At 70.2% G+C, this 22,460-nt stretch carries 23 protein-coding genes; 15 read left to right on the top strand and 8 right to left on the bottom strand.

Annotation, left to right across the window (positions count from 1 at the left end; genetic code table 11):
• Positions 1-828 (top strand): DUF72 domain-containing protein (locus tag E1181_RS06775; protein ID WP_328590853.1); only part of this gene is annotated, 828 nt, incomplete at its 5' end.
• A 121-nt stretch (positions 829-949) separates the two neighbouring features.
• Here E1181_RS06775 and E1181_RS06770 read toward each other — a convergent pair.
• Complete coding sequence (locus E1181_RS06770; protein ID WP_132673056.1) at positions 950-1,681, bottom strand: protein phosphatase 2C domain-containing protein; 732 nt, start codon at positions 1,679-1,681, stop codon at positions 950-952.
• The gene (locus tag E1181_RS06765; RefSeq protein ID WP_132673055.1) at positions 1,682-2,134 is read right to left on the bottom strand and encodes a MarR family winged helix-turn-helix transcriptional regulator; all 453 of its coding nucleotides are present in this window, start codon (positions 2,132-2,134) and stop codon (positions 1,682-1,684) included. It lies immediately after the preceding gene.
• A 145-nt stretch (positions 2,135-2,279) separates the two neighbouring features.
• Here E1181_RS06765 and E1181_RS06760 point away from each other — a divergent pair, with 145 nt between their 5' ends.
• Positions 2,280-3,467 carry an MFS transporter gene (locus tag E1181_RS06760; RefSeq protein ID WP_132673053.1) on the top strand — a complete coding sequence of 396 codons (1,188 nt, stop codon included), beginning with the start codon at positions 2,280-2,282 and terminating at the stop codon, positions 3,465-3,467.
• 48 nt (positions 3,468-3,515) lie between these two features.
• Here the strand turns inward: E1181_RS06760 and E1181_RS06755 are convergent, their stop codons facing one another.
• Positions 3,516-3,962 (bottom strand): hypothetical protein, encoded by a 447-nt coding sequence (locus tag E1181_RS06755; RefSeq protein ID WP_132673052.1) that lies wholly within the window; start codon positions 3,960-3,962, stop codon positions 3,516-3,518.
• A 228-nt stretch (positions 3,963-4,190) separates the two neighbouring features.
• Here E1181_RS06755 and E1181_RS06750 point away from each other — a divergent pair, with 228 nt between their 5' ends.
• The 7 genes from E1181_RS06750 (at position 4,191) to E1181_RS06720 (ending at position 11,799) form a co-directional block, all read left to right on the top strand.
• On the top strand, positions 4,191-4,946 hold the full coding sequence (locus E1181_RS06750; RefSeq protein WP_132673050.1) for an SDR family oxidoreductase: 756 nt from the start codon (positions 4,191-4,193) through the stop codon (positions 4,944-4,946).
• A 141-nt stretch (positions 4,947-5,087) separates the two neighbouring features.
• Positions 5,088-5,966, top strand: coding sequence for a LysR family transcriptional regulator (locus E1181_RS06745; protein WP_132673049.1), 879 nt, complete (start codon positions 5,088-5,090; stop codon positions 5,964-5,966).
• Between the two features lie 182 nt (positions 5,967-6,148).
• A complete protein-coding gene (locus tag E1181_RS06740; protein ID WP_132673047.1) occupies positions 6,149-7,813 on the top strand; it encodes a sodium:solute symporter family protein in 1,665 nt (554 codons plus the stop codon).
• 9 nt (positions 7,814-7,822) lie between these two features.
• The gene (locus E1181_RS06735; protein WP_132673046.1) at positions 7,823-8,122 is read left to right on the top strand and encodes a hypothetical protein; all 300 of its coding nucleotides are present in this window, start codon (positions 7,823-7,825) and stop codon (positions 8,120-8,122) included.
• Positions 8,123-8,249: 127 nt separating this feature from the next.
• Entirely contained in the window at positions 8,250-9,608 is a 1,359-nt protein-coding gene (locus E1181_RS06730; protein ID WP_132673045.1) for a GntP family permease, read from the top strand.
• A 26-nt stretch (positions 9,609-9,634) separates the two neighbouring features.
• Positions 9,635-10,855 carry a CaiB/BaiF CoA transferase family protein gene (locus tag E1181_RS06725; RefSeq protein WP_132673043.1) on the top strand — a complete coding sequence of 407 codons (1,221 nt, stop codon included), beginning with the start codon at positions 9,635-9,637 and terminating at the stop codon, positions 10,853-10,855.
• On the top strand, positions 10,852-11,799 hold the full coding sequence (locus tag E1181_RS06720) for a hydroxymethylglutaryl-CoA lyase (RefSeq protein WP_132673042.1): 948 nt from the start codon (positions 10,852-10,854) through the stop codon (positions 11,797-11,799). The genes E1181_RS06725 and E1181_RS06720 overlap by 4 nt, the downstream gene beginning before the upstream one ends.
• A 4-nt stretch (positions 11,800-11,803) precedes the next feature.
• Here E1181_RS06720 and E1181_RS06715 read toward each other — a convergent pair whose 3' ends face one another.
• The gene (locus E1181_RS06715; protein ID WP_132673041.1) at positions 11,804-12,589 is read right to left on the bottom strand and encodes an IclR family transcriptional regulator; all 786 of its coding nucleotides are present in this window, start codon (positions 12,587-12,589) and stop codon (positions 11,804-11,806) included.
• A gap of 125 nt (positions 12,590-12,714) precedes the next feature.
• Here E1181_RS06715 and E1181_RS06710 point away from each other — a divergent pair, with 125 nt between their 5' ends.
• The gene (locus tag E1181_RS06710) at positions 12,715-13,062 is read left to right on the top strand and encodes a hypothetical protein (RefSeq protein WP_132673040.1); all 348 of its coding nucleotides are present in this window, start codon (positions 12,715-12,717) and stop codon (positions 13,060-13,062) included.
• Positions 13,063-13,068: 6 nt separating this feature from the next.
• Here E1181_RS06710 and E1181_RS06705 read toward each other — a convergent pair whose 3' ends face one another.
• Positions 13,069-14,559, bottom strand: coding sequence for a potassium/proton antiporter (locus tag E1181_RS06705; protein WP_408009337.1), 1,491 nt, complete (start codon positions 14,557-14,559; stop codon positions 13,069-13,071).
• A gap of 254 nt (positions 14,560-14,813) precedes the next feature.
• Here E1181_RS06705 and E1181_RS06700 point away from each other — a divergent pair, with 254 nt between their 5' ends.
• Together E1181_RS06700 and E1181_RS06695 are read left to right on the top strand one after the other, a co-directional pair.
• The gene (locus E1181_RS06700) at positions 14,814-16,106 is read left to right on the top strand and encodes an acyl-CoA dehydrogenase family protein (RefSeq protein WP_132673082.1); all 1,293 of its coding nucleotides are present in this window, start codon (positions 14,814-14,816) and stop codon (positions 16,104-16,106) included.
• A gap of 31 nt (positions 16,107-16,137) precedes the next feature.
• Entirely contained in the window at positions 16,138-17,346 is a 1,209-nt protein-coding gene (locus E1181_RS06695) for an acyl-CoA dehydrogenase family protein (RefSeq protein ID WP_132673037.1), read from the top strand.
• 195 nt (positions 17,347-17,541) lie between these two features.
• Here E1181_RS06695 and E1181_RS06690 read toward each other — a convergent pair whose 3' ends face one another.
• Together E1181_RS06690 and E1181_RS06685 are read right to left on the bottom strand one after the other, a co-directional pair.
• The gene (locus tag E1181_RS06690; RefSeq protein ID WP_132673035.1) at positions 17,542-18,465 is read right to left on the bottom strand and encodes an alpha/beta hydrolase; all 924 of its coding nucleotides are present in this window, start codon (positions 18,463-18,465) and stop codon (positions 17,542-17,544) included.
• A 167-nt stretch (positions 18,466-18,632) separates the two neighbouring features.
• Positions 18,633-19,664, bottom strand: coding sequence for an NAD(P)-dependent alcohol dehydrogenase (locus E1181_RS06685; protein WP_132673033.1), 1,032 nt, complete (start codon positions 19,662-19,664; stop codon positions 18,633-18,635).
• A 95-nt stretch (positions 19,665-19,759) separates the two neighbouring features.
• On the opposite strand from E1181_RS06685, the gene E1181_RS06680 reads away from it, so the two are divergent.
• The 3 genes from E1181_RS06680 (at position 19,760) to E1181_RS06670 (ending at position 21,569) form a co-directional block, all read left to right on the top strand.
• Positions 19,760-20,344 (top strand): TetR family transcriptional regulator, encoded by a 585-nt coding sequence (locus E1181_RS06680; protein WP_132673032.1) that lies wholly within the window; start codon positions 19,760-19,762, stop codon positions 20,342-20,344.
• A gap of 205 nt (positions 20,345-20,549) precedes the next feature.
• Positions 20,550-21,338, top strand: coding sequence for an ion transporter (locus tag E1181_RS06675; protein WP_132673030.1), 789 nt, complete (start codon positions 20,550-20,552; stop codon positions 21,336-21,338).
• A 39-nt stretch (positions 21,339-21,377) separates the two neighbouring features.
• Positions 21,378-21,569, top strand: a complete 192-nt coding sequence (locus E1181_RS06670) for a hypothetical protein (RefSeq protein ID WP_132673029.1) — start codon at positions 21,378-21,380, stop codon at positions 21,567-21,569.
• Here the strand turns inward: E1181_RS06670 and E1181_RS06665 are convergent.
• Positions 21,493-22,437, bottom strand: a complete 945-nt coding sequence (locus E1181_RS06665; protein WP_132673027.1) for a LysR family transcriptional regulator — start codon at positions 22,435-22,437, stop codon at positions 21,493-21,495. The two genes, E1181_RS06670 and E1181_RS06665, sit on opposite strands and share 77 nt — an antisense overlap.
• Positions 22,438-22,460 lie beyond the last annotated feature (23 nt).

Genomic DNA, 22,460 nt, shown 5'->3' with positions numbered 1-22,460 from the left:
GTGTACGGGCCTTGGCGGGGGCCGTTCTACCCGGAGGGGTTGCGGCGCGGGGAGGAGCTGGGGTTCCTGGCCGCGCGGATGAGCAGCGTGGAGCTCAACGGGTCGTTCTACTCGTTGCAGCGGCCCGAGAGCTACCAGCGGTGGGCCGAGCAGACGCCCGACGACTTCGTGTTCTCGGTGAAGGGCAGTCGGTACATCACGCACATGAAGCGGCTGCGCGGTGTCGAGACGGCGTTGGCGAACTTCCTGGCCTCCGGTGTGCTGGCGCTGGGAGGCAAGCTCGGCCCGATGCTGTGGCAGCTGCCCCCGTCGCTGCGCTTCGAGCCGGAGCGGTTGGTGGAGTTCTTCTCGCTGCTGCCGCGCAGCACCGCGCAGGCGGCCGACCTCGCTGCGCGGCACGACGAGCGGTTGGGCGGCCGGGCGCTCACCGAGACCGACGCGGACCGGCCGATGCGCCACGCCCTGGAGGTCCGGCACTCCAGCTTCGCCACCGCCGAAGCCGTCGCACTGCTGCGGGAGCACGACATCGCCCTGGTCGTGGCCGATGCGGCCGGGAGCTGGCCGCATCTGGAGGACGTCACCAGCGACTTCGTCTACCTGCGCTTCCACGGCGCCGAAGAGCTCTACGCCAGCGGCTACAGCGACGACGACCTCGCCCGCTGGGCGCGGTTGATCGAAGCCTGGCGCCGGGGCGACTCGCCCACCACCGACCACACCATCGCCGCCCCGGCCCCGGTGGCCGGAACTCGCGACGTCTACGCCTATTTCGACAACGACATCAAGGCCCACGCCCCGCACGACGCCATCACTCTCGCCGACCTCCTCTGACCCCACCTCCACCGTCATCCCTCCGCCCCGCCGGGGTGACCGGATTTCAGTGGAACTCGGGAACCCGATTCCAGTGGAACTCGGAACCCTGATTTCCACTGAAATCCGGTCAACGGGTGGGTCAGGGCGTCCAGTGGATGACTGTGGCGTCGTCGTGGTGCTTGGCTCTTCTCGGTGGAGTGCCGTTGGTCTCGGCTCGGCGGACCTCGGCGAGGAGGCTGGCTGGGCCTCGCTCGTCGAGGAGGTCGAGGAGGCCGGGCCAGTCGGTGAGGGCGAAGTGGTCGACGTGGCGGGAGGCGCCGTCGGTGAGCAGGGCCGCCCTGCGGAACGGCTCGGTCGTGCCGGTGACGGCGTGGTGGGCGGCTTCGGGAACCGTTGAGGCGACCCAGAACCCGTCCCGGGAGTTGCGGAGTTCGGCCACCGCTTCGCGGGTGTAGCTGGGGAGGCGGTCGATGCGCCCGTCGACGATCGTGCGGACCTCGCCGTCGACGTCGAGGACCAGCGGGCTGTCGGCCAGGACCAGGTGTTCCGCCTGGTCGCGGAGCCGCAGCAGCGTCACCGTCGAGGACGGGCTGTTCGGGTTGTTGAGGTCGCAGGTGTCGGCGTGGGCCCGGCGGACGCGGTCGATCGCCTCGGCCAGGACGTCGGTGAGCGCGTCGTCGCTGGTCGTGAGCAGTTCGGCGAGCGCCCCGCCGAGATGCCGGACGAGCCAGACGACGTCGTGCACGCAGCCGCTGTCGACCCCCGCCGGAGCGGTGGCGCCGTCGAGGACGAACGCCCAGTCGGGACCGATCGCGAAGTGGTCCTCGTTGCGGCGGCCCGGGGCCGCGATGGTCGCTGCCGTCGCGGGCATCTACTCGCCGAGCTGCGGTAGCCGGTGCAACGCCTCGACCAGCGGAGCGAGCTCGGGGACCTGCTCGGCCTCCGCGAGCGCCTTCTCCAGGGTCTCGTCGTGGGTGGGCCTGGCCTTCTCCAGCAGCGCGCGACCGTCGTCGGTGAGCTCGGTGTAGATGCCGCGGCGGTCGTCGCGGCACAGCACCCGGGTCAGCAGCATCCGGTCTTCGAGCCTGCTGACCAGGCGCGTCGTGGCGCTGCCGCTGAGAGCCGTGGCGCGGCCGAGCTGCTGCATCCGCATGTGCCAGCCGTCCTGCCTGCTCAGCGCGTCGAGCACGGTGTACTCGACCACCGACAGGCCGTGATCGGCCTGCAGCGCCTTCTCCAGCGCGGTCTCGATCCTGCCGTGCAGGGCTGCGAGCGTGCGCCAGCCGCGCGCCCGGATCTCCACCGCATCGTCGGCGATCCCCACTGCACACCTCCCCTGCCGGTGACGTCCACCTCTTCCCCACTGTAGCCGTTTGCGCCGATAGAGCGCGCGTGCAACTATTTATGACGCGTGTGCAACTACCTGCGCACGCTATCTACCCACAAACGCACTTAAGGAGCGTACGGGGATGCCCGTTGCACTCGTGGCCCTCGCACTCGGCGGGTTCGGCATCGGCCTGACCGAGTTCGTCATCATGGGCCTGCTCCCGGAGGTGGCAGGCGACTTCGACGTCAGCATCCCGGTCGCCGGCTACCTGATCTCCGGGTACGCGCTGGCCGTGGCGGTCGGTGCGATCTTCCTGACCGCCGCCGTCACCAGGCTTCCGCGCAAGAAGGTCCTGGTCTCGCTGATGTTCCTGTTCATCGCGGGCAACCTGCTCTCCGCCGTCGCCCCGGCCTACGAGCTGATGCTGGCCGGCCGGATCCTCGCCGCGCTCACCCACGGCACGTTCTTCGGAATCGGCTCGGTGGTCGCCGCCGCGCTGGTCCCGCCGAACCGCAAGGCCGGCGCCGTGGCGATCATGTTCACCGGCCTGACCACCGCGAACGTCTTGGGCGTGCCGCTGGGCACGTTCCTGGGGCAGGCGCTGGGATGGCGCTCGACGTTCTGGGCGATCACCGCGATCGGACTGGTCGCGCTGGTCGGCATCCAGCTGCTGGTGCCCGGCGCGAAGGTCGACGCCGACGTGGCCCCGACGCGGCTGCGGGCCGAGCTCACCGCGCTGCGCCACCCGCAGGTGTGGTGGACCGTGGCGATCACGATCCTGGCCTTCGGAGGCATGTTCGGCGCCTTCACCTACATCGCGCCGCTGGTCACCGAGGTCTCCGGCTTCGCGGCCGGCACCGTGCCGTGGCTGATGCTGGTGTTCGGCGTGGGCCTGTTCGCGGGCAACCTGTTCGGCGCGCGGATGGCCGACCGCAACCTCGACGCGACGATGCTGGTGCTGCTCGTCGGCCTGACCGCCGTGATGGCGGCCTTCGGGCTCCTCGCCGGGTTCAAGGTGATCACCGTCGTGGCGATCCTGCTGATGGGCGGCTTCGGTTTCGGCACCGTGCCGCCGCTGCAGACCCGGGTGATGACCTACGGCGGCGACGCGCCGACGATGGCCTCGGCCATCAACATCGCGGCGTTCAACGTGGGCAACGCGCTCGGCGCGTGGCTCGGCGGCCTGACCATCGCGGCCGGGCTCGGCTTCACCTCACCGCTGTGGGTCGGCGCCGCGCTGGCCGCCGTGAGCGTCGTCCTGATGGCCACCGCAGCGGCGACCAAGCCGGAAAGGCGCGCGGACACCGCGATTCCGACCCCGGTCGGCTGATCCGCGCCGGTGGCGCCGCCTCGCCCGCGACGCCACCGGCTGACCGGATCAGTAGTCGTCTTCGGGGAAGAACATCTCCTCGAGGTGGTCGGCCGTTTCGGCGACGAAGTTCAGCGGGTCGACGAACTCGTTGATGTCGAGGTTGACCAGCGGGACGGCGTGCCGGAGCACGACGTGCTCGCCGATGACCACCGCACCGCACACCACCGAGGTCTGGCCCAGCTCGTCGAGGAGCTTGTGCAGGTCGACCTGGTCGGCTCGGCCGATCACCGAGACCACCTGCACCCAGTCCTCGGAGTCGTCGAGCCGCTCGCGAGCGACGATGACGATCTGGCTGCGGTCGTCCTCGTACTCGACGAGGATCCGGATCTCCTCCTCGCTGGACTCGATGATCCGGAACTCCGGTTCTTCCTCCAGCTCCTCGTTGTCATCGTCCTCCGGAGCCGGCTGGTACTCCGTGCGGATGAACGTGCTCAGGTCTTCCCAGGTCGCCACGTGGCCCTCCCAGCAACGGCGCGCGCATGTCGCGGCGAAGTGTAGGGGATCTCCGGCCGCCTCAGGGAGGTTTCGCCGACGATGATCCGAAGCGGACCGACCGGCTCCGCCGACGACGATGACCTGCGACTACACAAGTCCTTTGTGGGCTCACCAGTTGTTCGTGTTTCCCCTCCGGCCGATCCCGCGCCTAGCGTCGGGCTCGGGAGTCGATGACGAGGAGGGACGATGGTTTCGGACGGTGTGCGGGACGCGGTCGTGCTGGTCGGCGGAGGCGCGAAGAACCTCGGCGGCCTGCTGTCGCGGACGCTCGCGGAGGACGGCGCGAAGATCGTCGTGCACTACCACAGCGAGTCCTCGGCGCCCGACGCCGAGAAGACCGTGCGAGCGGTGCAGGAAGCCGGCAGCCAGGCCGTAGCGGTGCAGGCCGACCTGACCGCGGTCGCCGACGTGCGGCGGCTCTTCGACACGGCGGTGGACACCTTCGGTGGTCTCGACATCGCGGTGAACACGACGGGGATGGTGCTGCGCAAGCCGATCCTGGAGACCTCGGAGGAGGAGTTCGACCGGATGTTCGCGGTCAACGCGAAGGCCGGCTACTTCTTCATCCAGGAGGCCGGGCGGCGCCTCAACGACGGCGGCAAGATCATCAGCTTGGGAACGTCGCTGCTGGCCGCCTTCACCGACGGCTACTCCACCTACGCCGGCGGCAAGGCCCCGCTGGAGCACTTCACCCGGGCCGCCGCCAAGGAGTTCGCCGACCGCGGGATCTCGGTGAACGTGGTCGCACCGGGCCCGATGGACACCCCGTTCTTCTACCCGCAGGAGACGCCGGAGCGCGTCGAGTTCCACAAGTCCCAGGCGCTGGGCGGTCAGCTGACCAAGATCGAGGACATCGTCCCGATCATCCGGCACCTGGCCACCGAGGGCTGGTGGTTCACCGGGCAGACGCTGTTCCCCAACGGTGGCTACACCACTCGCTGACCGAGGGCGAGCGGGAGCCGGCGCGGGTGCGGAGGGGGCGCCCACGCCGGCTCATCGGAGCAACGGGCTGCGCACGTCGCCGACCTGGGGATACGGTCGGCACGTGCGCTGCAACCCGATCCGCTCGGCGGTCCGATCCCGATGACGCTCGACCTGAACAAGCTCGGTCATCTCATCGCGGTCGCGGAAGAGGGCGGTTTCACGCGGGCGGCGCGACGCCTGCACCTGTCGCAGCAAGCGCTGTCCACCTCGATCCGCGCGCTGGAGCGCGAGGTGGGCGTGGAACTGCTCGACCGCGCCGGTGCGAAGCTGACCGTCCTGCCCGCCGGTGAGGCGCTGATCGCCGACGCGAGGCTGCTGCACGGCGCCGCCCGGTCGGCGTTGCTGCGCGCCCGGCGGATCGGGCGCGGCGAGGCCGACGTGCTGCGGATCGGCCACACCCCCGCGGTCACCGGGGACGAGGTGACCGCGCTGCTGCACCGGGTGCACGACGTGCAGCCGGAGCTGTCCACGCAGGTCAACCAGCGCTACCCGGGCGAGCTCACCGACGGGCTGGTGGCCGGGGAGCTCGACCTCGGGCTGTGCCGCGGCATGGCGCCCGACCGCGGGCTGGTCGCCACCACGCTGGCGCACCACCGGCTCCGGGTGGCGGTGGCCGCCGATCACCGGCTCGCGCGGCGCGATTCGGTCGAGCTCGGGGAGCTCGCCGACGAGACGATCGTGGTGTGGGGCCTGCCGGGACGTTCCGGCTACACCGACCTGCTGATCGAGTGCTGCCGCCAGGCCGGTTTCGAACCGGACATCCGGCGCAATCCCATCCAGGGCACGCCTCCGGTCACCGCGGTGCAGGGCACCCGCGACCTCGCGCTGGTCACCGCGGCCGCGGGACCCGCCGCGGGCGGCACCGTGCAGGTGCTCGAACTGCTCCCACCCACGTTCGTGCCGCTGCACGCGCTGTGGCCGCAGCACACCAATTCGCCTGCGCGCGAAGACTTCCTGGCCGCCGCCACCGAGGCGTGACGTCCGCAGCAGTTCCACTGTGGATCTTGTGAAAGTTTCGGCGCCACAAGGCTTCACGTCCGATCGGACCATCAAACCGCACTGCGAACGGATGATTGACCGGACGTTCATCACTCCCGTACCGTCCCGAACGATGTCCGACTGGTCGAACATCGTTCGCGACAACGACGGAGATGGGAACCATGGCACTGGCAGCGGACGACCTCAGGTTGTCGATGAACTGGATGGACACGCTCATCCTGGTCATCTACTTCGCCGTGGTCCTCGGCATCGCGCTGGCCGCGCGCCGCAGCGTCAGCAACAGCCTTGACTTCTTCCTGGCAGGCCGAGCGCTGCCGGCGTGGGTCACGGGTTTGGCGTTCGTCTCGGCCAACCTCGGAGCAACCGAGATCCTGGGCATGGCCGCCAACGGCGCGCAGTACGGCGCCTACACGGTGCACTGGTACTGGATCGGCGCGATCCCGGCCATGGTGTTCCTCGGCCTGGTGATGATGCCCTTCTACTACAACTCGAAGGTGCGCAGCGTTCCCGAGTTCCTGCTGCTGCGGTTCAGCCGCTCGTCGCACCTGCTCAGCGCGGTCATCTTCGCGGTCGCTTCGGTGCTGATCGCCGGGGTGAACCTCTACGCGCTGGCGATCGTGCTCAAGGCGCTGCTGGGCTGGCCGCTGCCGATCTCGATCCTGCTGGCCGGGATCTTCGTGCTCGCCTACATCGTCATCGGCGGGCTGTCCTCGGCGATCTACAACGAGGTGCTGCAGTTCTTCGTGATCGTCGCCGCGCTGATCCCGCTGACCGTGCTCGGACTGGTCCGGGTCGGCGGCATCGACGGGCTGATCGAGAAGGTCACCTCGCAGCAGGGCGAGATGTTCCTGTCCACCTGGGCCGGAACGGGTTTCGGCGAGACCAACCCGCTGGGCACCAACTGGCTGACCATCACCCTCGGCCTCGGTTTCGCGATCTCCTTCGGCTACTGGACGACGAACTTCGCCGAGGTGCAGCGATCCCTGTCGGCCAAGAACCTCTCGGCCGCGCGCAGGACCCCGCTGATCGCAGCGTTCCCGAAGATCTTCATCCCGCTGATCGTGGTGCTGCCGGGCATCATCGCGATGGTCATCGAGCCGACGATCGGCAAGACCGGTGGTTACGACTACAACGACGCGATCCCGATCCTGATGCGCGACCTGCTGCCCAACGGCGTGCTCGGTCTCGCGGTCACGGGCCTGATGGCCTCGTTCATGGCGGGCATGGCGGCCAACGTGTCGAGCTTCAACACGGTGTTCACCACCGACATCTGGCGCGCCTACATCAAGCCGCACATGCCCGACGGGCACTACCTGAAGGTGGGCCGGGCGATCACCGCGATCGGCGTGGTCATCGGCATGGGCACGGCGTTCCTGGCGGCGTCGTTCAGCAACATCATGAACTACATGCAGACGTTGTTCGCCTTCTTCAACGTCCCGCTGTTCGCGACGTTCATCCTGGCCCTGTTCTGGAAGCGGATGACCGCCAAGGCCGGTTTCTGGGGCCTGCTGCTGGGAACCGCGGCACCGATCGCGTTCTACTTCTCCTACCAGGCCGGCATCGTGGAGATGGGCTCCGACCAGGACGCGAACATGACCGCATCGATGATCGCCTTCGCGGTCGACCTGCTGGTCAGCGTCCCGATCGCGCTGGCGACCAAGCCGAAGCCCGCCGCCGAGCTCGAAGGGCTGGTCTACAGCCGGGCCTCCGCCCGGGACAAGGGAGTCGTGGCCCCCGGTGACGACGCGTGGTACCGCAAGCCGGCCGTTCTCGGCTGGAGCGCGCTGATCCTGTCCGCCCTCTGCTACATCCCGTTCACCCTCTAGGAGCCCGCGATGGCCGAAAAACCGCGCGAAGAAACCGAGATCGCCCACCACGCAGCCGAGATCGACGACCTGGAGCGCAAGTCCGGCACGGCGTCGCAGCTCTTCGACGTCCGAACGGTGATCGGCGGCCTGTTCCTCGTCTACGGCCTGCTCATCAGCGCCGCCGGGATCTCCCCCGACGCCGCCGAGCTCGACAAGGCGCAGGGCATCAACATCAACCTGTGGACGGGGTTGTCGATGCTGGTCGTCGGCGCGCTGTTCATCCTCTGGCTGCGGTTGCGACCGCTGCAGGCGCCGTCGAAGGAGTAGCCGACCGCGAGACCGAGGCCGTCACCGTCCTCGCCCGAAACCGTTGACTCTCATCGTGGGTTGATGTTCATAATGTGAGCCGCTGCTCGTCAGCGCAGTGCAACGGCGCACGACGGAACGGACCCACATGTCAGACACGGCAATCCTGATCAACACGGGCGTGGCGGTGGCGGCCATCGTGCTGCTCATCGTCAGGTTCAAGCTCAACCCGGTGATCGCGCTGGTCCTGGGCGCCTGCTACCTGGGACTCTCCACCGGACTCGGCGTGGAGAAGACGGTCGACGCGATCACCACCGGGTTCGGCGACATCATGGCCGAGATCGGCCTGCTGGTCGCCTTCGGCGTGCTGATCGGCGCCGTGCTGCGCGATCTGCGGGCCATCGACCGGCTGGTGGAACTGCTGCTGCGCAGATTCGGCCCCGACCGGTTGCCGCACGCGATGGGCCTGACCATCGCGACCTTCCTGCAGTCCATCTTCCTGGACGTGCTGCTGATCATCTCCGCGCCGCTGGCCAGGGCGATCGCCCCGAAGCTCGGCCGCTACGGCACCGCGAGGATGGCCACCGCGCTGGCCATCTCGCTGGAGTGCGGCATCGTGTTCACCGTTCCCGGGGTCGGCGCGCTGGCGCTCGCCGGGCTGCTGCACGTGCCGCTGGGCACCTACCTGCTCTACGGGCTGGTCGTGATCATCCCGACCGTGGCGATCTCGATCTCGCTGATGACCTTCGTGCTCACCCGAGGTTGGTGGAATCCCGAGCTCGACGAGCTGCCCGCCACCACCCCGGACGAGCCGGTCCGCACCGAAGGGCCCGGCGCGATGGTCGCGCGGGAAACCGGCGAGCAGGCGCCGCTGCTGCTGGCGTTCGGCCCGCTGCTGGCCGCCCTCCTGCTCATCGCCGCCGGTGCCCTCGCCGACGCGGTGGACCTGCACAACCCCGTGCTGGCGCTGCTGTCGGACCCGGTCGTCGCACTGCTGCTCGGACTCGTCGGCACCTGCCTGGTCGGCCACCGCCACCTGGGCCAGTCCGCGCTGGACGCCTCGCTGAGCCGCGGATTGCGGGACAGCGGCCAGATCCTGCTGCTCAACGGCGTCGGCGGCTGCCTCGCCGGAGTCATCGACCAGGCCGGCCTCGGCGACATCCTGGGCGAGTTCTTCTCCGCCAACACCTTCGCCCCGCTGCTCGTGGTCTGGCTGATGGCCGCCGTCCTGCACGTGGCGGTCGGCTCGGTGACCATCTCGGCGATCACCGCGGCCGGTCTGCTCGCCCCGCTGGCTCCCGTCCTGGGTGTCAACCCGGTGCTCATCGCGCTCGCCGCGGGAGCCGGATCGCTGTTCATGGTCCACCTGACCAGCAACACCTTCTGGTTGCTGCAGTCGCTGCTCGGCCAGACGACCCGGGGCGCCCTCAAGACCTGCTCGGTCGGCGTGTCCGTCGCCTCGGTGGTGGCCATGGGGCCCGTGTTGGCGCTCAGCCTCGTTCTGTAGAACCACCTTTCGCGAAGAGGGAAGCAATGGGCAACGACAGCACCCGGTATCCGCTGGAGGGCGTGCGCGTCCTCGAACTGGGCAACTACATCGCCGCGCCGACGGCCGGCCGGATGTTGGCCGACTTCGGCGCCGAAGTGATCAAGGTCGAGCGGCCGGGCACCGGCGACGAGCTGCGCGGCTGGCGGCTGCACGGCGGCTCCACGTCGATGTTCTTCCACACCATCAACCGGAACAAGAAGTCCGTGGTCCTGGACCTGCGCAGCGACGAGGGAAGAGCGACGGTGCTGGAGCTGGTCCGGCACTGCGACGTGGTCCTGGAGAACTTCCGCCCCGGCACGCTGGAGAAGTGGGGCCTGGGACCGGAGGCGCTGGAAGCCGCAAACCCCGACGTGGTGCTGGCCCGCATCTCCGGGTTCGGCCAGACCGGGCCGCTCTCGCAGCAACCCGGGTTCGCCGCCGTCGCCGAGGCCATGGGCGGCATGCGGGAGCTCGTGGGCGAGGCCGACCGGCCGCCCTCGCGGGTCGGGGTGTCCATCGGGGACTCCATCGCCGGGCTGCACGCGGCCTTCGGGATCGTCGTCTCGCTGCTGGAGCGCAGGTCGGGGCGCGGAACGGGAACGCCGCTGGCCGACCGGGTCGTCGACATCGCCCTGCACGAGGCGGTCTTCTCGATGATGGAGTCGCTGGTCCCCGACCACCTCGCGCACGGGGTGCGGCGGCAGCGCGTCGGCGGCCGGATGGAGGGCATCGCGCCCACCAACGCCTACCCGTGCGGTGACGGCAGCAGCGTGGTCATCGCGGGCAACGGCGATTCCATCTTCCGCCGCTACATGCAGGCGATCGGACGTCCCGACCTGGCCGAAGACCCGGCCCTGGCGACCAACGCCGGGCGCTGGGCGCGCCGCGACGAGCTGGACCGGGCCATCGGCGACTGGACCTCGGCCCGCTCCCGCGACGACGTGCTGGCGGCCCTGGACGAGGCGGGCGTGCCGGCCGGCCCGATCTACACCGCCGCCGACATCTGCGAGGACGAGCAGTACCGGGCGCGGGACATGATCCAGGACATGCGCGTGGACACCGGCGGCGACGAGCCGGTCGACGTCGGCTTCCCCGGTGTCGTGCCGGTCATCGGCCGCACTTCGCTGCCGCTGCGCACACCCGGCCCCGAGCTCGGTGAGCACACCGCGGAGGTGCTCGGTTCGCTGCTGGTCACGACGTCCGAGAACACCGAGGAGCGGAAATGACGCACGGATTCCGGCCGCAGGCCACGCTGCGGGACGTGACGCTGCGGGACGGCCTGCAGCTGACCGGCAAGCAGCTGTCCACCGAGCGCAAGGTCTCGATCGTCCGGGAGCTGCTGGCCCTGGGCGTGCCGAACGTCGAGGTCGGTTCGCTGGCCCGCCCCGACCTGGTCCCCTCGATGGCCAACACGCTGGAGGTCGTCGAGGCGCTCACCGCCGAGGAGCGGGCGCGCTGCTGGGTGTGGGTGGCGACGCCGCGCCACGTGGAGCGGGCCGCCGCTGCCGGGGCCGTCAACTTCCAGTACTGCCTGTCGGCCTCGGACGCGCACAACCAGGCCAACATCGGACGGTCCACTGAGGACAGCATGGCCGCGATGCCGCGCGCCGTGGAGCTGAGCCGGGAGGCGGGCGGCCGGATCCAGCTGTGCATCGCCACCGCGTTCACCTGCCCCTTCGACGGCTACGTGCCCGAGCAGCGGGTGCTGGACATCGCCGCCGATCCGCGTGCCGACGGCGCCGCCGACGTCGTCCTGGCCGACACCCTGGGCCAGGCCGTTCCCGCGCAGGTCAGCAGCCTGATCACGCAGGTCGCCGAGCGCACCCCGCAGCGCCGGATCGTCTACCACGGGCACGACACGTGGGGGCTGGGCGTGGCCAACACGCTCGCCGCGGTCCAGGCCGGGGCCGAGGAGGTCGACGGGGCGCTGGGCGGTCTCGGCGGCTGCCCGTTCGCGCCCGGCGCCAGCGGCAACGCCGCCACCGAGGACCTGCTGTTCGCGCTGCGCCCGGACTGGCTGAGCACGGAGGTCTTCGCCCGGCTGGTCGCGTTGTCGGGCGGAGTGCTGGACGAGCTCGGCGAGCCCAACCGCTCCCGCGCCGCCCAGGGCTCCCGGTCCAGCGCCACCGCGTTCCCGTGGGCGCTGGGGACGGAGGGGACCTGCCGGTGAGAGGTCAGCGCGGGAGCCGGCCGCCGAGCGCGCGCGTGATGCGCTCGGCGTGCTCGATCACCACGTCGACCCACGCCTCGCACCGCTCGTAGGGCATCCGCAGCGTCGGCCCGTGCACCATCACCGCGCCCAGGAGTTCCGCGCTCGCGTCGAAAACCGGTGCGGCCAGGCCGGAAGCGCCGTCGACCCGCTCGCCGACGGTGATCGCGTAGCCGTCGGCCGCGGTCTTCTTGATCAGCCGGGCGAGCTCGTCCCGGTCGGTCACGGTGCTCTCGGTCAGCTGCGGAAGCTCCTCCGCCAGCGCGCGCTCGGCCGATGCGGGTCCCCACGCGAGCAGGACCCTGCCGGCCGAGCCGACCGTGATCGGCGCGATGCTGCCGACCGAGACCTCCCGGCGCAGTGCGTGGCGGGTCTCGGCGACCGCCACGCACACCCGGTGCGTTCCCTCGGCGCGGAAGAAGCACGCGGTCTCACCGGTGATGTCGCGGAGGTCCTTGAGCACCGGGTTGACCACGCCCAGCACGTCCAGGTCCTTGCCGGCCGCCGCCCCCCAGTAGGCCATCCGGACGCCGATGCGGAACCGGTCCTCCGCGCGGTCCAGGAATCCGTGCGCGACGAGGTTGGTCACCAGCCGCTGCACCGTGGACTGCGGCAACCCGGTGATCTGCTGGATCTCCCGCAGGGTCAGCTCGGGACGGCTCAGCGTGAAGGCGTTGAGGATCTCGGCGATCTTGCCCAAGACCAGCAGCGGCCGCTGCGCCGCACCGCCCGAATCGCGTTCCTCCGGCATGTCCCGAAGATACGGCAGACGCGGTCGCTCGTTCCGGGAAGCGCGCGGTTGGTGCTTTCGGTTGATCTCGGTTTCCCGGCGGTCGATCACCGGGTACCGCAGCAAGCGAGGGAAGGAGACGTCCGATGACATCGTTGCTGACGTTCCTGATCGCCGGAATCCTCCTGGTCGCCGTGGACGGGCACCTGCTGCGGCGCAGCGGGACCGCCTACCTCCGCGAGCTCGGGGACAACGCGGGGCCGCTGAACCAGCTGGTGACCGTCGTGTTCCACCTGGCGACGCTCGGCCTGGTCGCGCTCATCGCGATCCTGCCGATGGACCTGGGCGGCGAGCCCAAGACGGTGGTCGGCCGGATCGGCGTGCTGCTCCTGGTGCTGGCCGTGGCGCACGCCCTGACGATCTGGACCTTCGGCCGCATCCGCGCGCGCCACGAATCCGAGGTGCTGACCGCAGAGGTCGCGCGGCGGAGCTGAACAGCGTCAGGCCGGGTCGCCGCGCTCGCCGAACCAGTGGGCGAGGCGGCCTCGGCGGCTGACCGCGCGGAGGCGGTTCTCGGTGGCCTGGCGCTGGGCGACCGTGGTGACGATGAACAGCTCGTCGCCGGTTTCGATGCCCGTCTCCGGGCTGGGGACGAAGGTGTGCCGGTCCCGGATGATCAGGGTGACGACGCCGGGCTCCGGCAACCGGAGCTCGCGGACCGTGACCGCGTGCATGGCGGAGTCCGGCGGCACCGACATCGACAGCAGTTCGGCGTCGAGGACGTCCAGCGGGGCGGCCTCGACCAGGACCTCCCGCGTCGCCTCGCGCGGCAGGATGCCCAGCCACCGGGCCAACGGCCGCAGGCTCGGGCCCTGCACGACGGTGAACACCATGACCAGCACGAACACGATGTCCAGCAACCGCTGGCTGTTCGGGACGCCCTGCACGACCGGGAAGGTGGCGAGCACGATCGGCACCGCGCCGCGCAGGCCCGCCCAGGACAGGAACGCCTGCTCCCGCAACGGCACCCGGAACCAGATCAGCGACAGCACCACCGCCAGCGGTCGCGCGAGCAGCAGCAGCACCAGCCCGACGACCAGTGCCGGGATGATCTCCACCGTCAAACCGGTGGGCGTGACCAGCAGGCCGAGCAGCACGAACAGCCCGATCTGGGCCAGCCAGGCGAGCCCTTCGGCGAACGACCGGGTCGCCGAGCGGTGCGGGAGCCCGCTGTTGGCCAGCACCACCCCGCACAGGTAGGCGGCGATGAAACCGCTGGCGTGCACGGCGCCGGACCCGGCGAAGGCGACGAACCCGAGCCCGAACGAGGCCAGCGGGTACAGCCCGGACGCGGGCAGGGCGATGCGCGGCAGCACCACGGCGCCCAGGAAGCCGACGCCGAGCCCGAGCAGCGCTCCGACCCCCAGCTCGTAGCCCAGGCTCACCACGACGTGCCCCGGCGAGAACACGAGAGGGGTCACGCTGAACAGCAGCACCAGGATGACCGTGGGCGCGTCGTTGAAACCCGACTCGGCCTCCAGCAGTCCGGCCACGCGCCGGGGCAGTGGCAGCACCCGCAGCACCGAGAACACCGCCGCCGAGTCCGTCGAGGACACGATCGCGCCGAGCAGCAGCGCCAGCTGCCAGTCGAAGCCCAGCAGGAAGTGCGCGCCCGCGGCGGTGACGACGAGGCTGACGCCGACGCCGACGGTCGCCAGGATTCCGGCGGGTGCCACGAGTTTTCGCACGTCCGACCACTTCGTGGTCAGACCACCTTCGACGAGGATCACCGCCAGCGCCGTCGTGCCCACGTTGCGGGCCAGCTCGGCGTCGTCGAACTCGATGCCGAGCCCGTCCTCGCCGAGCAGCACGCCCAGCGCGAGGAACAGCAGCAGGCTGGGCAGTCCCGCCCCGCGCGCGACGCGGGTGCCCACGACACCCGCCAGCAGCACCAAGGCACCAGCGAGCAGCACCCAGTACAGCTGCTCCAGCGACATGTGACCCCCGCTACACAATCGGCCAGTGATACTAGCCAATCGCTTCACCGGCCACCGGAAACGGGCTCCTCAACCATCCCCGGCGCGCAAAAGCAAGCAAGCCGTGATCGACCTCTCTGGCGCGGCGACACCGAGGCACGTTATTTTACTCGTCAGTAGGTAATGCCCGGCCGAAGCCGGCCGATTGGAGACGCACCGTGTCAAACGCCCATCGGGGACAGGCTGGCGGCGCTCGGAAGCGCGACGCCATGGGCCTCGGCCTCGCCGCCCTGACCAAGATCGCCAGCGCGCCGATCATCGACAAGTTCGGGCTGCGCAAGCAGTTCGAGACCCTGGTGCAGTCCGGTACCAGGACCGGCTTCAAGGCCGCCGGCGCCGCGACCAGGTCCTTCAAGAAGATCCAGGGCCACAACGAGCCCGCGCGGCTGACCCCCGCCCCGGCCAAGGACCTCTTCGACCTCGAACCCGATGAAGAGCAGTCGCTCATCGCCGAGACGGTCCGGGAGTTCGCCGCCGAGCAGCTGCGGCCCGCCGCCGTGGACGCCGACGCCAAGCTCGCCCCGCCGGCCGACCTGCTGGAGCGCTCCGCCGAGCTGGGGCTCAGCGCGGTCGGCATCCCCGAGTCCCTCGGCGGCATCGGCACCGAGCGCTCCGCGGTCACCAACGTGCTGGTCACCGAAGCTCTCGCGCACGGCGACATGGGCCTGGCCATCTCGGTGCTCGCGCCCTCGGCCGTCTCGACCGCGCTCACGCTGTGGGGCGACGAGGACCAGCAGGCCACCTACCTGCCCGCCTTCGCCGGTGAGAACGTGCCCGCCGCCGCGCTGGCGCTGCAGGAGCACGTCGCGCTCGGCGACCCGCTCAAGCCCAGCACCACCGCCAAGCGCACCCCGAAGGGCTACCAGCTCACCGGCGCGAAGTCGCTGGTCCCGCGCGCCGCGCAGGCCGAGCTGTTCATCATCTCGGCGAACCTCGACGGAAGCCCCGCGCTGTTCCTCGTGGAGTCCTCCACCTCCGGGCTGTCCGTCGAAGCCGAACCGGCCATGGGCCTGCGCTCGGCGGCGACCGGCAAGGTGCACCTGGATCAGGTCGACGTCCCGGTGACGGCGCTGCTCGGCGAGGGCAAGCTCGACGTGTTCACCGACCTCGTCCGGCTCTCCCGGCTGGCGTGGGCCGCGCTCGCGGCAGGCACCGGCAAGGCCGTGCTCGACTACGTCATCCCCTACGTCAACGAGCGCACCGCGTTCGGCGAACCGATCAGCCACCGCCAGGCAGTGGCCTTCAGCGTCGCCGACATCGGCATCGAGCTGGAGAGCATCCGGCTGACCACGCTGCGCGCCGCCGCGCGCGCCGAGCAGGGCAAGCCGTTCGCCCGCGAAGCCGCCCTGGCCAGGAAGCTGGCCACCGACAAGGGAATGCTCATCGGCAACGCGGGTGTGCAGCTGCTCGGCGGCCACGGCTACACCAAGGAACACCCCGTGGAGCGCTGGTACCGCGACCTGCGGGCCATCGGCGTGATGGAAGGCGCGGTCCTCGTCTGAGGACCTTCGAGACGCGAAGGACTCTATTCTCATGATCAATCTTGAGGTCCCGAAGAAGGCGACCGCGCTGGTCAACCAGGCGTACCAGGCCGCTTCCGAGGTGTTCCGCCCGATCTCGCGCAAGTACGACCGCGCCGAGCACTCCTACCCCAAGGAGCTCGACACCCTCGCCGCGCTGCTGGACGGGCTGAACTCCTCCGGTGAAGGCGGCGCGGGCGCGGCCGGCGTGCGCAAGAGCGGCGACGACGACGCCAAGGGCAACCGCAACGGCGCCAACCTGAACCTGGTGCTGGGCACCATGGAGATGTGCTGGGGCGACGTGGCGATGCTGCTGGCCATGCCGCGCCAGGGCCTGGGCAACGCGGCGATCGCCTCGGTCGCCAACGAGGAGCAGGCCAAGCGCTTCGCGCAGGTGTGGGCGGCGATGGCCATCACCGAGCCGCACACCGGCTCCGACTCGGCCAACATCACCACCACCGCCGAGCTCGACGGCGACGAGTACGTCCTCAACGGCGAGAAGATCTTCGTCACCGCCGGTGGACGCGCCGACACCGTGGTCGTGTGGGCGACGCTGGACAAGTCCCTCGGCCGCGCGGCGATCAAGTCGTTCGTGGTGGAGAAGACCCGTCCGGGCATCAAGGTGGAGCGCCTGGAGCACAAGCTCGGCATCAAGGCCTCCGACACCGCCGTCATCCGGCTGGACAACTGCCGGGTGCCGAAGGAGAACCTGCTCGGCTCCCCGGAGATCGACACCAAGTCCGGGTTCGCCGGGGTCATGCAGACCTTCGACAACACCCGGCCGCTGGTCGCCGCGATGGCCATCGGCGTCGCGCGGGCCGCGCTGGAGGAGACCGCGAAGGTCCTCGCCGAGGCGGGCGTGACGGTCGACTACGACCGCCCGGCCAACTCCCAGCACGCCGCCGCTGCTGCGTACCTGCAGCTGGAGGCCGACTACGAGGCCGCGTACCTGCTGACGCTGCAGGCCGCGTGGATGGCCGACAACCGCAAGCCGAACTCGCTGCAGGCCTCGATGGCCAAGGCCAAGGCCGGCCGCTCGGTCGTCGACATCACCCTGCGCTGCGTCGAGCTCTGCGGCACCGTCGGCTACACCGAGGAGTCGCTGCTGGAGAAGTGGGCCCGCGACTCGAAGATCCTCGACATCTTCGAAGGCACCCAGCAGATCCAGCAGCTCATCGTCGCCCGCCGCCTCCTCGGCAAGTCCAGCGCCGAGCTCAAGTAAGCACCCCACTCGATCCGGCCCGGGAACGTCCCGCAAGGACCACCCCGGGCCGGTTCCGTTCGATTTCAGTGGAAATCAGAGTTCCGATTTCCACTGAAGTCCGGGACCCGACTTCCACCGAAGTCCCGGTCCCGACTTCCACCGAAATCCGGGATGGTCTGGTGGGGCCGGTTCGGGGGTGTCGTTGGTCGGGGTTCAGCCTTCGGCGCACTCTCCGAGGGTGTTGCCGACGAGGGTGTAGAGGGTTTCGGCGAGCTGCGTCAGCCCCGGTTCTTCGGCCGGGTAGTGGCCGCAGTTGTCCAGCATCACGACCGTGGTCGGGCCTCCGACCCGGTTGAGGAAGCGGAGGCTGAGCTCCGGCGGGGTCCAGTCGTCGGCTGCCGGGTGGGCGAGGACGAGCGGGACCGAGTCGAAGTCCTCCGGCGGGGTGTGGCCGTAGCGGACGAAGCTGGTGAGCAGGCCGATCGGGCTCCTGGCTCCGCCGCCTCGCGGGTCGGCCGCGCACAGCGCGGCGAGCTGCGGGTCCCGGCTGATCTTGCGCTCGTCGGCGAGCCACCGCATCGGCACCCGGACACCACCCACCAGCCGTTCCAGCACCGCTAGACCGGCCGGCGGGATCAACCCGAGCGGACTCCGGGTGGCCCGACGACGGACCTCGGCATCAGCCGGATCGAGCAGGCAGGTCGCGACCACCGCCGACACCTGACCGGTGCGGGCGGCGACCTCGTAGGCCAGCATCCCGCCCATGCTCGCGCCGATCAGCACCAGCGGCCGGTCATCGCGCTGCCGCTCGGCGAGGACGAGCTCGCACAGCAGCTCCACCCAGTCGCCGTAGCGGATCCGGTGCGGGCGCGGCACGACGGTGTTGCCGTAGGGAGGCAGGTCGGCGAGCAGCAGGTCGGCCATGCCCGCGATCGGCGCGCACACCGGCCACAGCGCCCCCGCGTGACCGGCGGCGCCGTGGATCACCATCACCCGCGCGGACGCCTCCGGAGCCGCGACCCGCGCGATGTGCACGCGACCGTCCCGCCAGTGCCACCAGGTCGACGTCGGCTCCACTTCGGAGGCACGCCGCCGGTAGGAATCCGGCAGGAAGCGGGCGTAGCTCTCGCTGTCCACCTCACCAGAGTGAGCGCGAAACCCGCCGACGACAACTCTCCCCCGCTCGCGTCGACTTCCGCAGCTGCGCCGGAAACGTCCGGAACGATCAGCAGGTGCCGGTGAACGACCCCCGATTCGTGATCAGCTGCGGCGTGGAGGGCGGCCGTCGGGCAGGGCGAGGAACTTCAGTCCAGATCGGACATGTCGAGGACGAAGCGGTAGCGGACGTCGTTGCGGCTCAGACGCTCCAGGGCCTCGTTGACCTGCGATGACGGCAGGACCTCGACGTCGGCGGTGATGTCGTGCTCGGCGCAGAAGTCGAGCATCTCCCGGGTCGCCGGGCGTCCGCCGCTGCCGGCGGAGGTGAGCTTCTTGCGGCCGATCAGCAGGTCCATCGTGTCCACTGAGACCGGACCGAGGTGGCCGACCTGCGCGAGCGCACCGTCCATCGCCACCAGCCGAAGGTAGGGGCCGAGGTCGTGCGCTGCGGAGATGGTGTCGATGATGACGTCGAACCGCTCCCGAGACGCGGCCATCCGCGCCTCGTCGGCGGAGACGAGCAGGTCCCGGGCGCCGAGCCGCAGGGCGTCGTCGAGCTTGCCGGGAGTCCGGCTGATGACCGTGACCTCGGCGCCCAGCGCGACCGCGAACTTCACCGCCAGATGCCCGAGACCGCCGAGACCGGCGACGGCGACCCGCGTTCCGCTGCCGACGCCGAGGGACCGCAGCGGCTCCCACACCGTGATCCCGGCGCACAGCAGTGGCGCGGCAGCAGCCGCGTCGAGCCCCGCGGGAAGGGCGTGGGTGAAGGCTTCCCGGACCACGTACTCGCGGGCGTAGCCGCCGAGCGTGGTGGTCCCGTCGTGGCGGTCGGTTCCGCCGTAGGTCAGGGTCGGGAACTCGTGGCAGAAGTTCTCCTGCCCCGCGCGGCACATCGCGCACTCGCCGCAGGAGTCGACGATGTTGCCGACCGCGACCGGGTCTCCGACGGCGAACCGGGTCACGTCCGCGCCGACCTCGGTGACGGTCCCGGTGAACTCGTGACCCGGCACGACCGGGCCTCGCGCCGCGTTGATGCTGTGCAGATCGGTGTGGCAGACCCCGCAGTGGTCGACCCGCACCGCGATGTCGTCGGCGCGCAGGTCGCGCCGCTGAAGGGACACCCGGTTCAGCTTCTCCGCAGGCCCGTCCGCTCGCCATCCTGCCGTGGTCCTCATCGGAACTCCTCCAAACAGACTGTTCTGTCTATTTCAAGCTAGACCCCGACCCGAGAGGAAAGCAAACCAACTGTTCTGTTTGCTATCGTGCGGGAATGGTCGACAAGCCCCTGACCTCGCGCGGAGCCGCCACCCGGGACCGGATCGTCGAGGCCGCCACCCAGGAGTTCGCCGAGCACGGCATCGCAGGCGCGCGCATCGAGCGGATCGTGGCCACCGCGCGCACCAACAAGGCCCAGCTCTACGGCTACTTCGGCAACAAGGAGGCCCTGTTCGACGCGATCTTCACGGCATCCCTGGACCGGATCGTCAACGCCGTGCCGATCAGCGCGGACCTCGCCGACTGGGCCGTGCGCCTCTACGACGACTACCTGCTGCGCCCCGACCTCATCCGGCTGGCCACCTGGTCGCGCATGGAGCGGCGCCCCACCGGCCCGCTGCTGGCCGACGCCGATCAGCGCAACGACCACAAGCTCCGCGCCATCGCCGAGGCCCAGGCCGCCGGCCAGGTCGTCCCCGGCGACCCGTTCGACGTGATGGCGCTGGTCATCTCGATGTCCATGGCCTGGTCGCCGGTCAGCAACGTCTACGCCGCCTCCGCCGACGAACCCGAGGAGGACCACCAGCGCCGCCGCGCACTCCTCCGCGACACCGTCCGCCGCGCCGTGATGACCAGCTGACCACGCGCAAGGCGTCAGGGCGGTGACGGGCCGTTCCTGCTGATCAGGCTGATCCACATCGGCGGAGTCGTGGCCGCGACCGCTGATGTTCCAGCCGAGCCCGAATCGCCACTTCGCCCGAGAACCCATGCGGATCTGACGCGGAACCCCCACGTGCGGCGCGGGTGCTCGGGTCGGGGCGGGAACGTGAGACACAATCACGACCATGACCAGCGCAACCGCGGCACCCCGCCGGACGTCCACGCTGGACATCGCCATGCTCGTGCTCGCGGTGTTCTCGCTCGGGCTGCTCTGCTACGTCACGTTCTTCGACACGACGCACGAGACCGCGCACGCGGTGTTCGTCATCGACACGGCGATCTGCGGCGTCTTCTTCGCCGAGTTCCTGTGGCGGTGGCGCGAGAACTCGTGGAACCGGCGGTTCCCGCTGCAGAGCTGGTACGAGATCCTCGGCATGATCCCGGTCGCGCACCCCGCGCTGCGCGGATTCCGGCTGCTGCGCGTGATCGTGCTGCTGATGCGCCTGGCCCGCACAGCCGACCGGGCGTTCGGCGAACGCATTACGCAGCGGGTGATCGAGCGGTTCTCCCGGCCGATCGTGCTGGCCATCAAGAAACCGATCACCGTCGCGGTCCTCGACGAGGTCGTCAAGGTGGTCGAAACCGGCCACTACCCCGAGAACATCGCGCGTTCGCTGGGCGAGCACCGCGAGGTGCTGCGCGAGATCGTCACCGAGAAGCTCAAGAACGACGAGCAGGTGGGCCGGATCAAGCACCTCCCGTTCCACGACGAGATCGTCAAGTCCATCGTGGACACCACGATCCGGGTCATCCTCGACGTGCTCAACGACGAGCGCACCGATCGCTTCTTCACCGAGGTCGTCCGCGAGAACCGCGACCAGATCCGCCGCTCGGTCCAGCTCGGCCTCCACGAGTCCGAGCCCGAACCGCCCGCGGAACCCAGCTCCTACAGAGCTCAATACCAGCGGAAATGAGCGTTGGACCAGCTGGCTCGACCGGCCAAGACTGGTGGCATGCGCAGTGGTCGTGAGTACCTCGGAGACGTCAGCCCCTCACCGGTGCCCGACGTGACGCGGCTGCTGCGCGTCGTCGGCGCGCACGCGTTCGCCCTGGCGGGACTCGCCGCGCTCATCGGCTGGGTCGCGCTCGCGATGTGCCTGGCGCTGGCCGGTTCCGGCTTGGTGCTCGCTCCGCGCCGCTGGTGAGGCGCTCGCTGGTGAGGTGGTCCAGCAGCGCCCGCGCGGCGGGGTTCGACAGCTCGGGGCCGCGCCCGGCGAGGTAGAGGGTGCGCTCGAAGTCGACCTTCTCGATCCGCGCGAACGGCAGACCGGCGCGCTCGGCCACCGACCGGGGCACGATCGTCACGCCCAGTCCCGCGGTCACCAGGTCGAGCAGCAGCGGCAGGTGGGTGGCCTCGCAGACCGGGTTGTGCCGCACGCCCGCATCGGCGAACCGGTTGCCGACCAGCGTCCGGATCGAACTCCCGGCGAAGTCCACGAACGGCTCGTCGGCCAGGTCGTCGAGCCGGACGCGCTGCCGGTTCGCGAGCCGGTGCCCGGGGTAGGTGACCAGGACGAGGCGCTGCTTCCACCGCACGTAGCAGGTGAGGTCCTTCGGCGGGGCCCCGTTGGTGGCCAGGTAGGCGAGGTCGAGCTCGCCCGCGTCGACGGCCGCGAGCAGATCGGGGGCCTTGCCGTCGCGCACGTGGATCCGGATCCCCGGGTGCCGCGCCTGGAAGACCCCCAGCTCGCGGGGCAGGTCGACGACCGACAGCGCCTGGATGGTGCCGATGGACACGCGGCCCCGGTCCATCCCGGAGACCGCCGCGACCTCACCGCGCGCCGCCGCCACGTCGTCGACCAGCCGGTTCGCGACCGGCAGCAGCGCCCGCCCGGCCTCGGTCAGCACCACCCGGCGCGTGGTGCGCTCGAACAGCGCCGCGCCGAGCTCGTCCTCCAGCCTGCGGACCGAAGCGCTCAGCGCCGACTGCACGATGTGCACCTGCTGCGCGGCCGCGGTGAAGCTCCCGCACCGGGCCACCGCCAGGAAGTGCTCGACCTGCCTCAACTCCACCCAGCGACGGTATCGCTGAATGG

The organism is Saccharopolyspora terrae (genome assembly GCF_004348435.1).
Lineage (GTDB): Bacteria > Actinomycetota > Actinomycetes > Mycobacteriales > Pseudonocardiaceae > Saccharopolyspora > Saccharopolyspora endophytica.
Note: the sequence above shows the minus strand (reverse complement) of the source record. Positions and strands in the feature narration are given on the sequence as shown.

Bases quoted from the DNA above. Each gene is read 5' to 3' on its own strand.
- E1181_RS06695 (WP_132673037.1), top strand. From the start codon at position 16,138: ATGATCAATCTTGAGGTCCCGAAGAAGGCGACCGCGCTGGTCAACCAG.
- E1181_RS06770 (WP_132673056.1), bottom strand. From the start codon at position 1,681: ATGCCCGCGACGGCAGCGACCATCGCGGCCCCGGGCCGCCGCAACGAG.
- E1181_RS06700 (WP_132673082.1), top strand. From the start codon at position 14,814: ATGGGCCTCGGCCTCGCCGCCCTGACCAAGATCGCCAGCGCGCCGATC.
- E1181_RS06720 (WP_132673042.1), top strand. From the start codon at position 10,852: ATGACGCACGGATTCCGGCCGCAGGCCACGCTGCGGGACGTGACGCTG.
- E1181_RS06670 (WP_132673029.1), top strand. From the start codon at position 21,378: ATGCGCAGTGGTCGTGAGTACCTCGGAGACGTCAGCCCCTCACCGGTG.
- E1181_RS06680 (WP_132673032.1), top strand. From the start codon at position 19,760: ATGGTCGACAAGCCCCTGACCTCGCGCGGAGCCGCCACCCGGGACCGG.
- E1181_RS06750 (WP_132673050.1), top strand. From the start codon at position 4,191: ATGGTTTCGGACGGTGTGCGGGACGCGGTCGTGCTGGTCGGCGGAGGC.
- E1181_RS06715 (WP_132673041.1), bottom strand. From the start codon at position 12,589: ATGCCGGAGGAACGCGATTCGGGCGGTGCGGCGCAGCGGCCGCTGCTG.
- E1181_RS06740 (WP_132673047.1), top strand. From the start codon at position 6,149: ATGGCACTGGCAGCGGACGACCTCAGGTTGTCGATGAACTGGATGGAC.
- E1181_RS06685 (WP_132673033.1), bottom strand. From the start codon at position 19,664: ATGAGGACCACGGCAGGATGGCGAGCGGACGGGCCTGCGGAGAAGCTG.
- E1181_RS06745 (WP_132673049.1), top strand. From the start codon at position 5,088: ATGACGCTCGACCTGAACAAGCTCGGTCATCTCATCGCGGTCGCGGAA.
- E1181_RS06725 (WP_132673043.1), top strand. From the start codon at position 9,635: ATGGGCAACGACAGCACCCGGTATCCGCTGGAGGGCGTGCGCGTCCTC.
- E1181_RS06735 (WP_132673046.1), top strand. From the start codon at position 7,823: ATGGCCGAAAAACCGCGCGAAGAAACCGAGATCGCCCACCACGCAGCC.
- E1181_RS06760 (WP_132673053.1), top strand. From the start codon at position 2,280: ATGCCCGTTGCACTCGTGGCCCTCGCACTCGGCGGGTTCGGCATCGGC.
- E1181_RS06730 (WP_132673045.1), top strand. From the start codon at position 8,250: ATGTCAGACACGGCAATCCTGATCAACACGGGCGTGGCGGTGGCGGCC.
- E1181_RS06710 (WP_132673040.1), top strand. From the start codon at position 12,715: ATGACATCGTTGCTGACGTTCCTGATCGCCGGAATCCTCCTGGTCGCC.
- E1181_RS06675 (WP_132673030.1), top strand. From the start codon at position 20,550: ATGACCAGCGCAACCGCGGCACCCCGCCGGACGTCCACGCTGGACATC.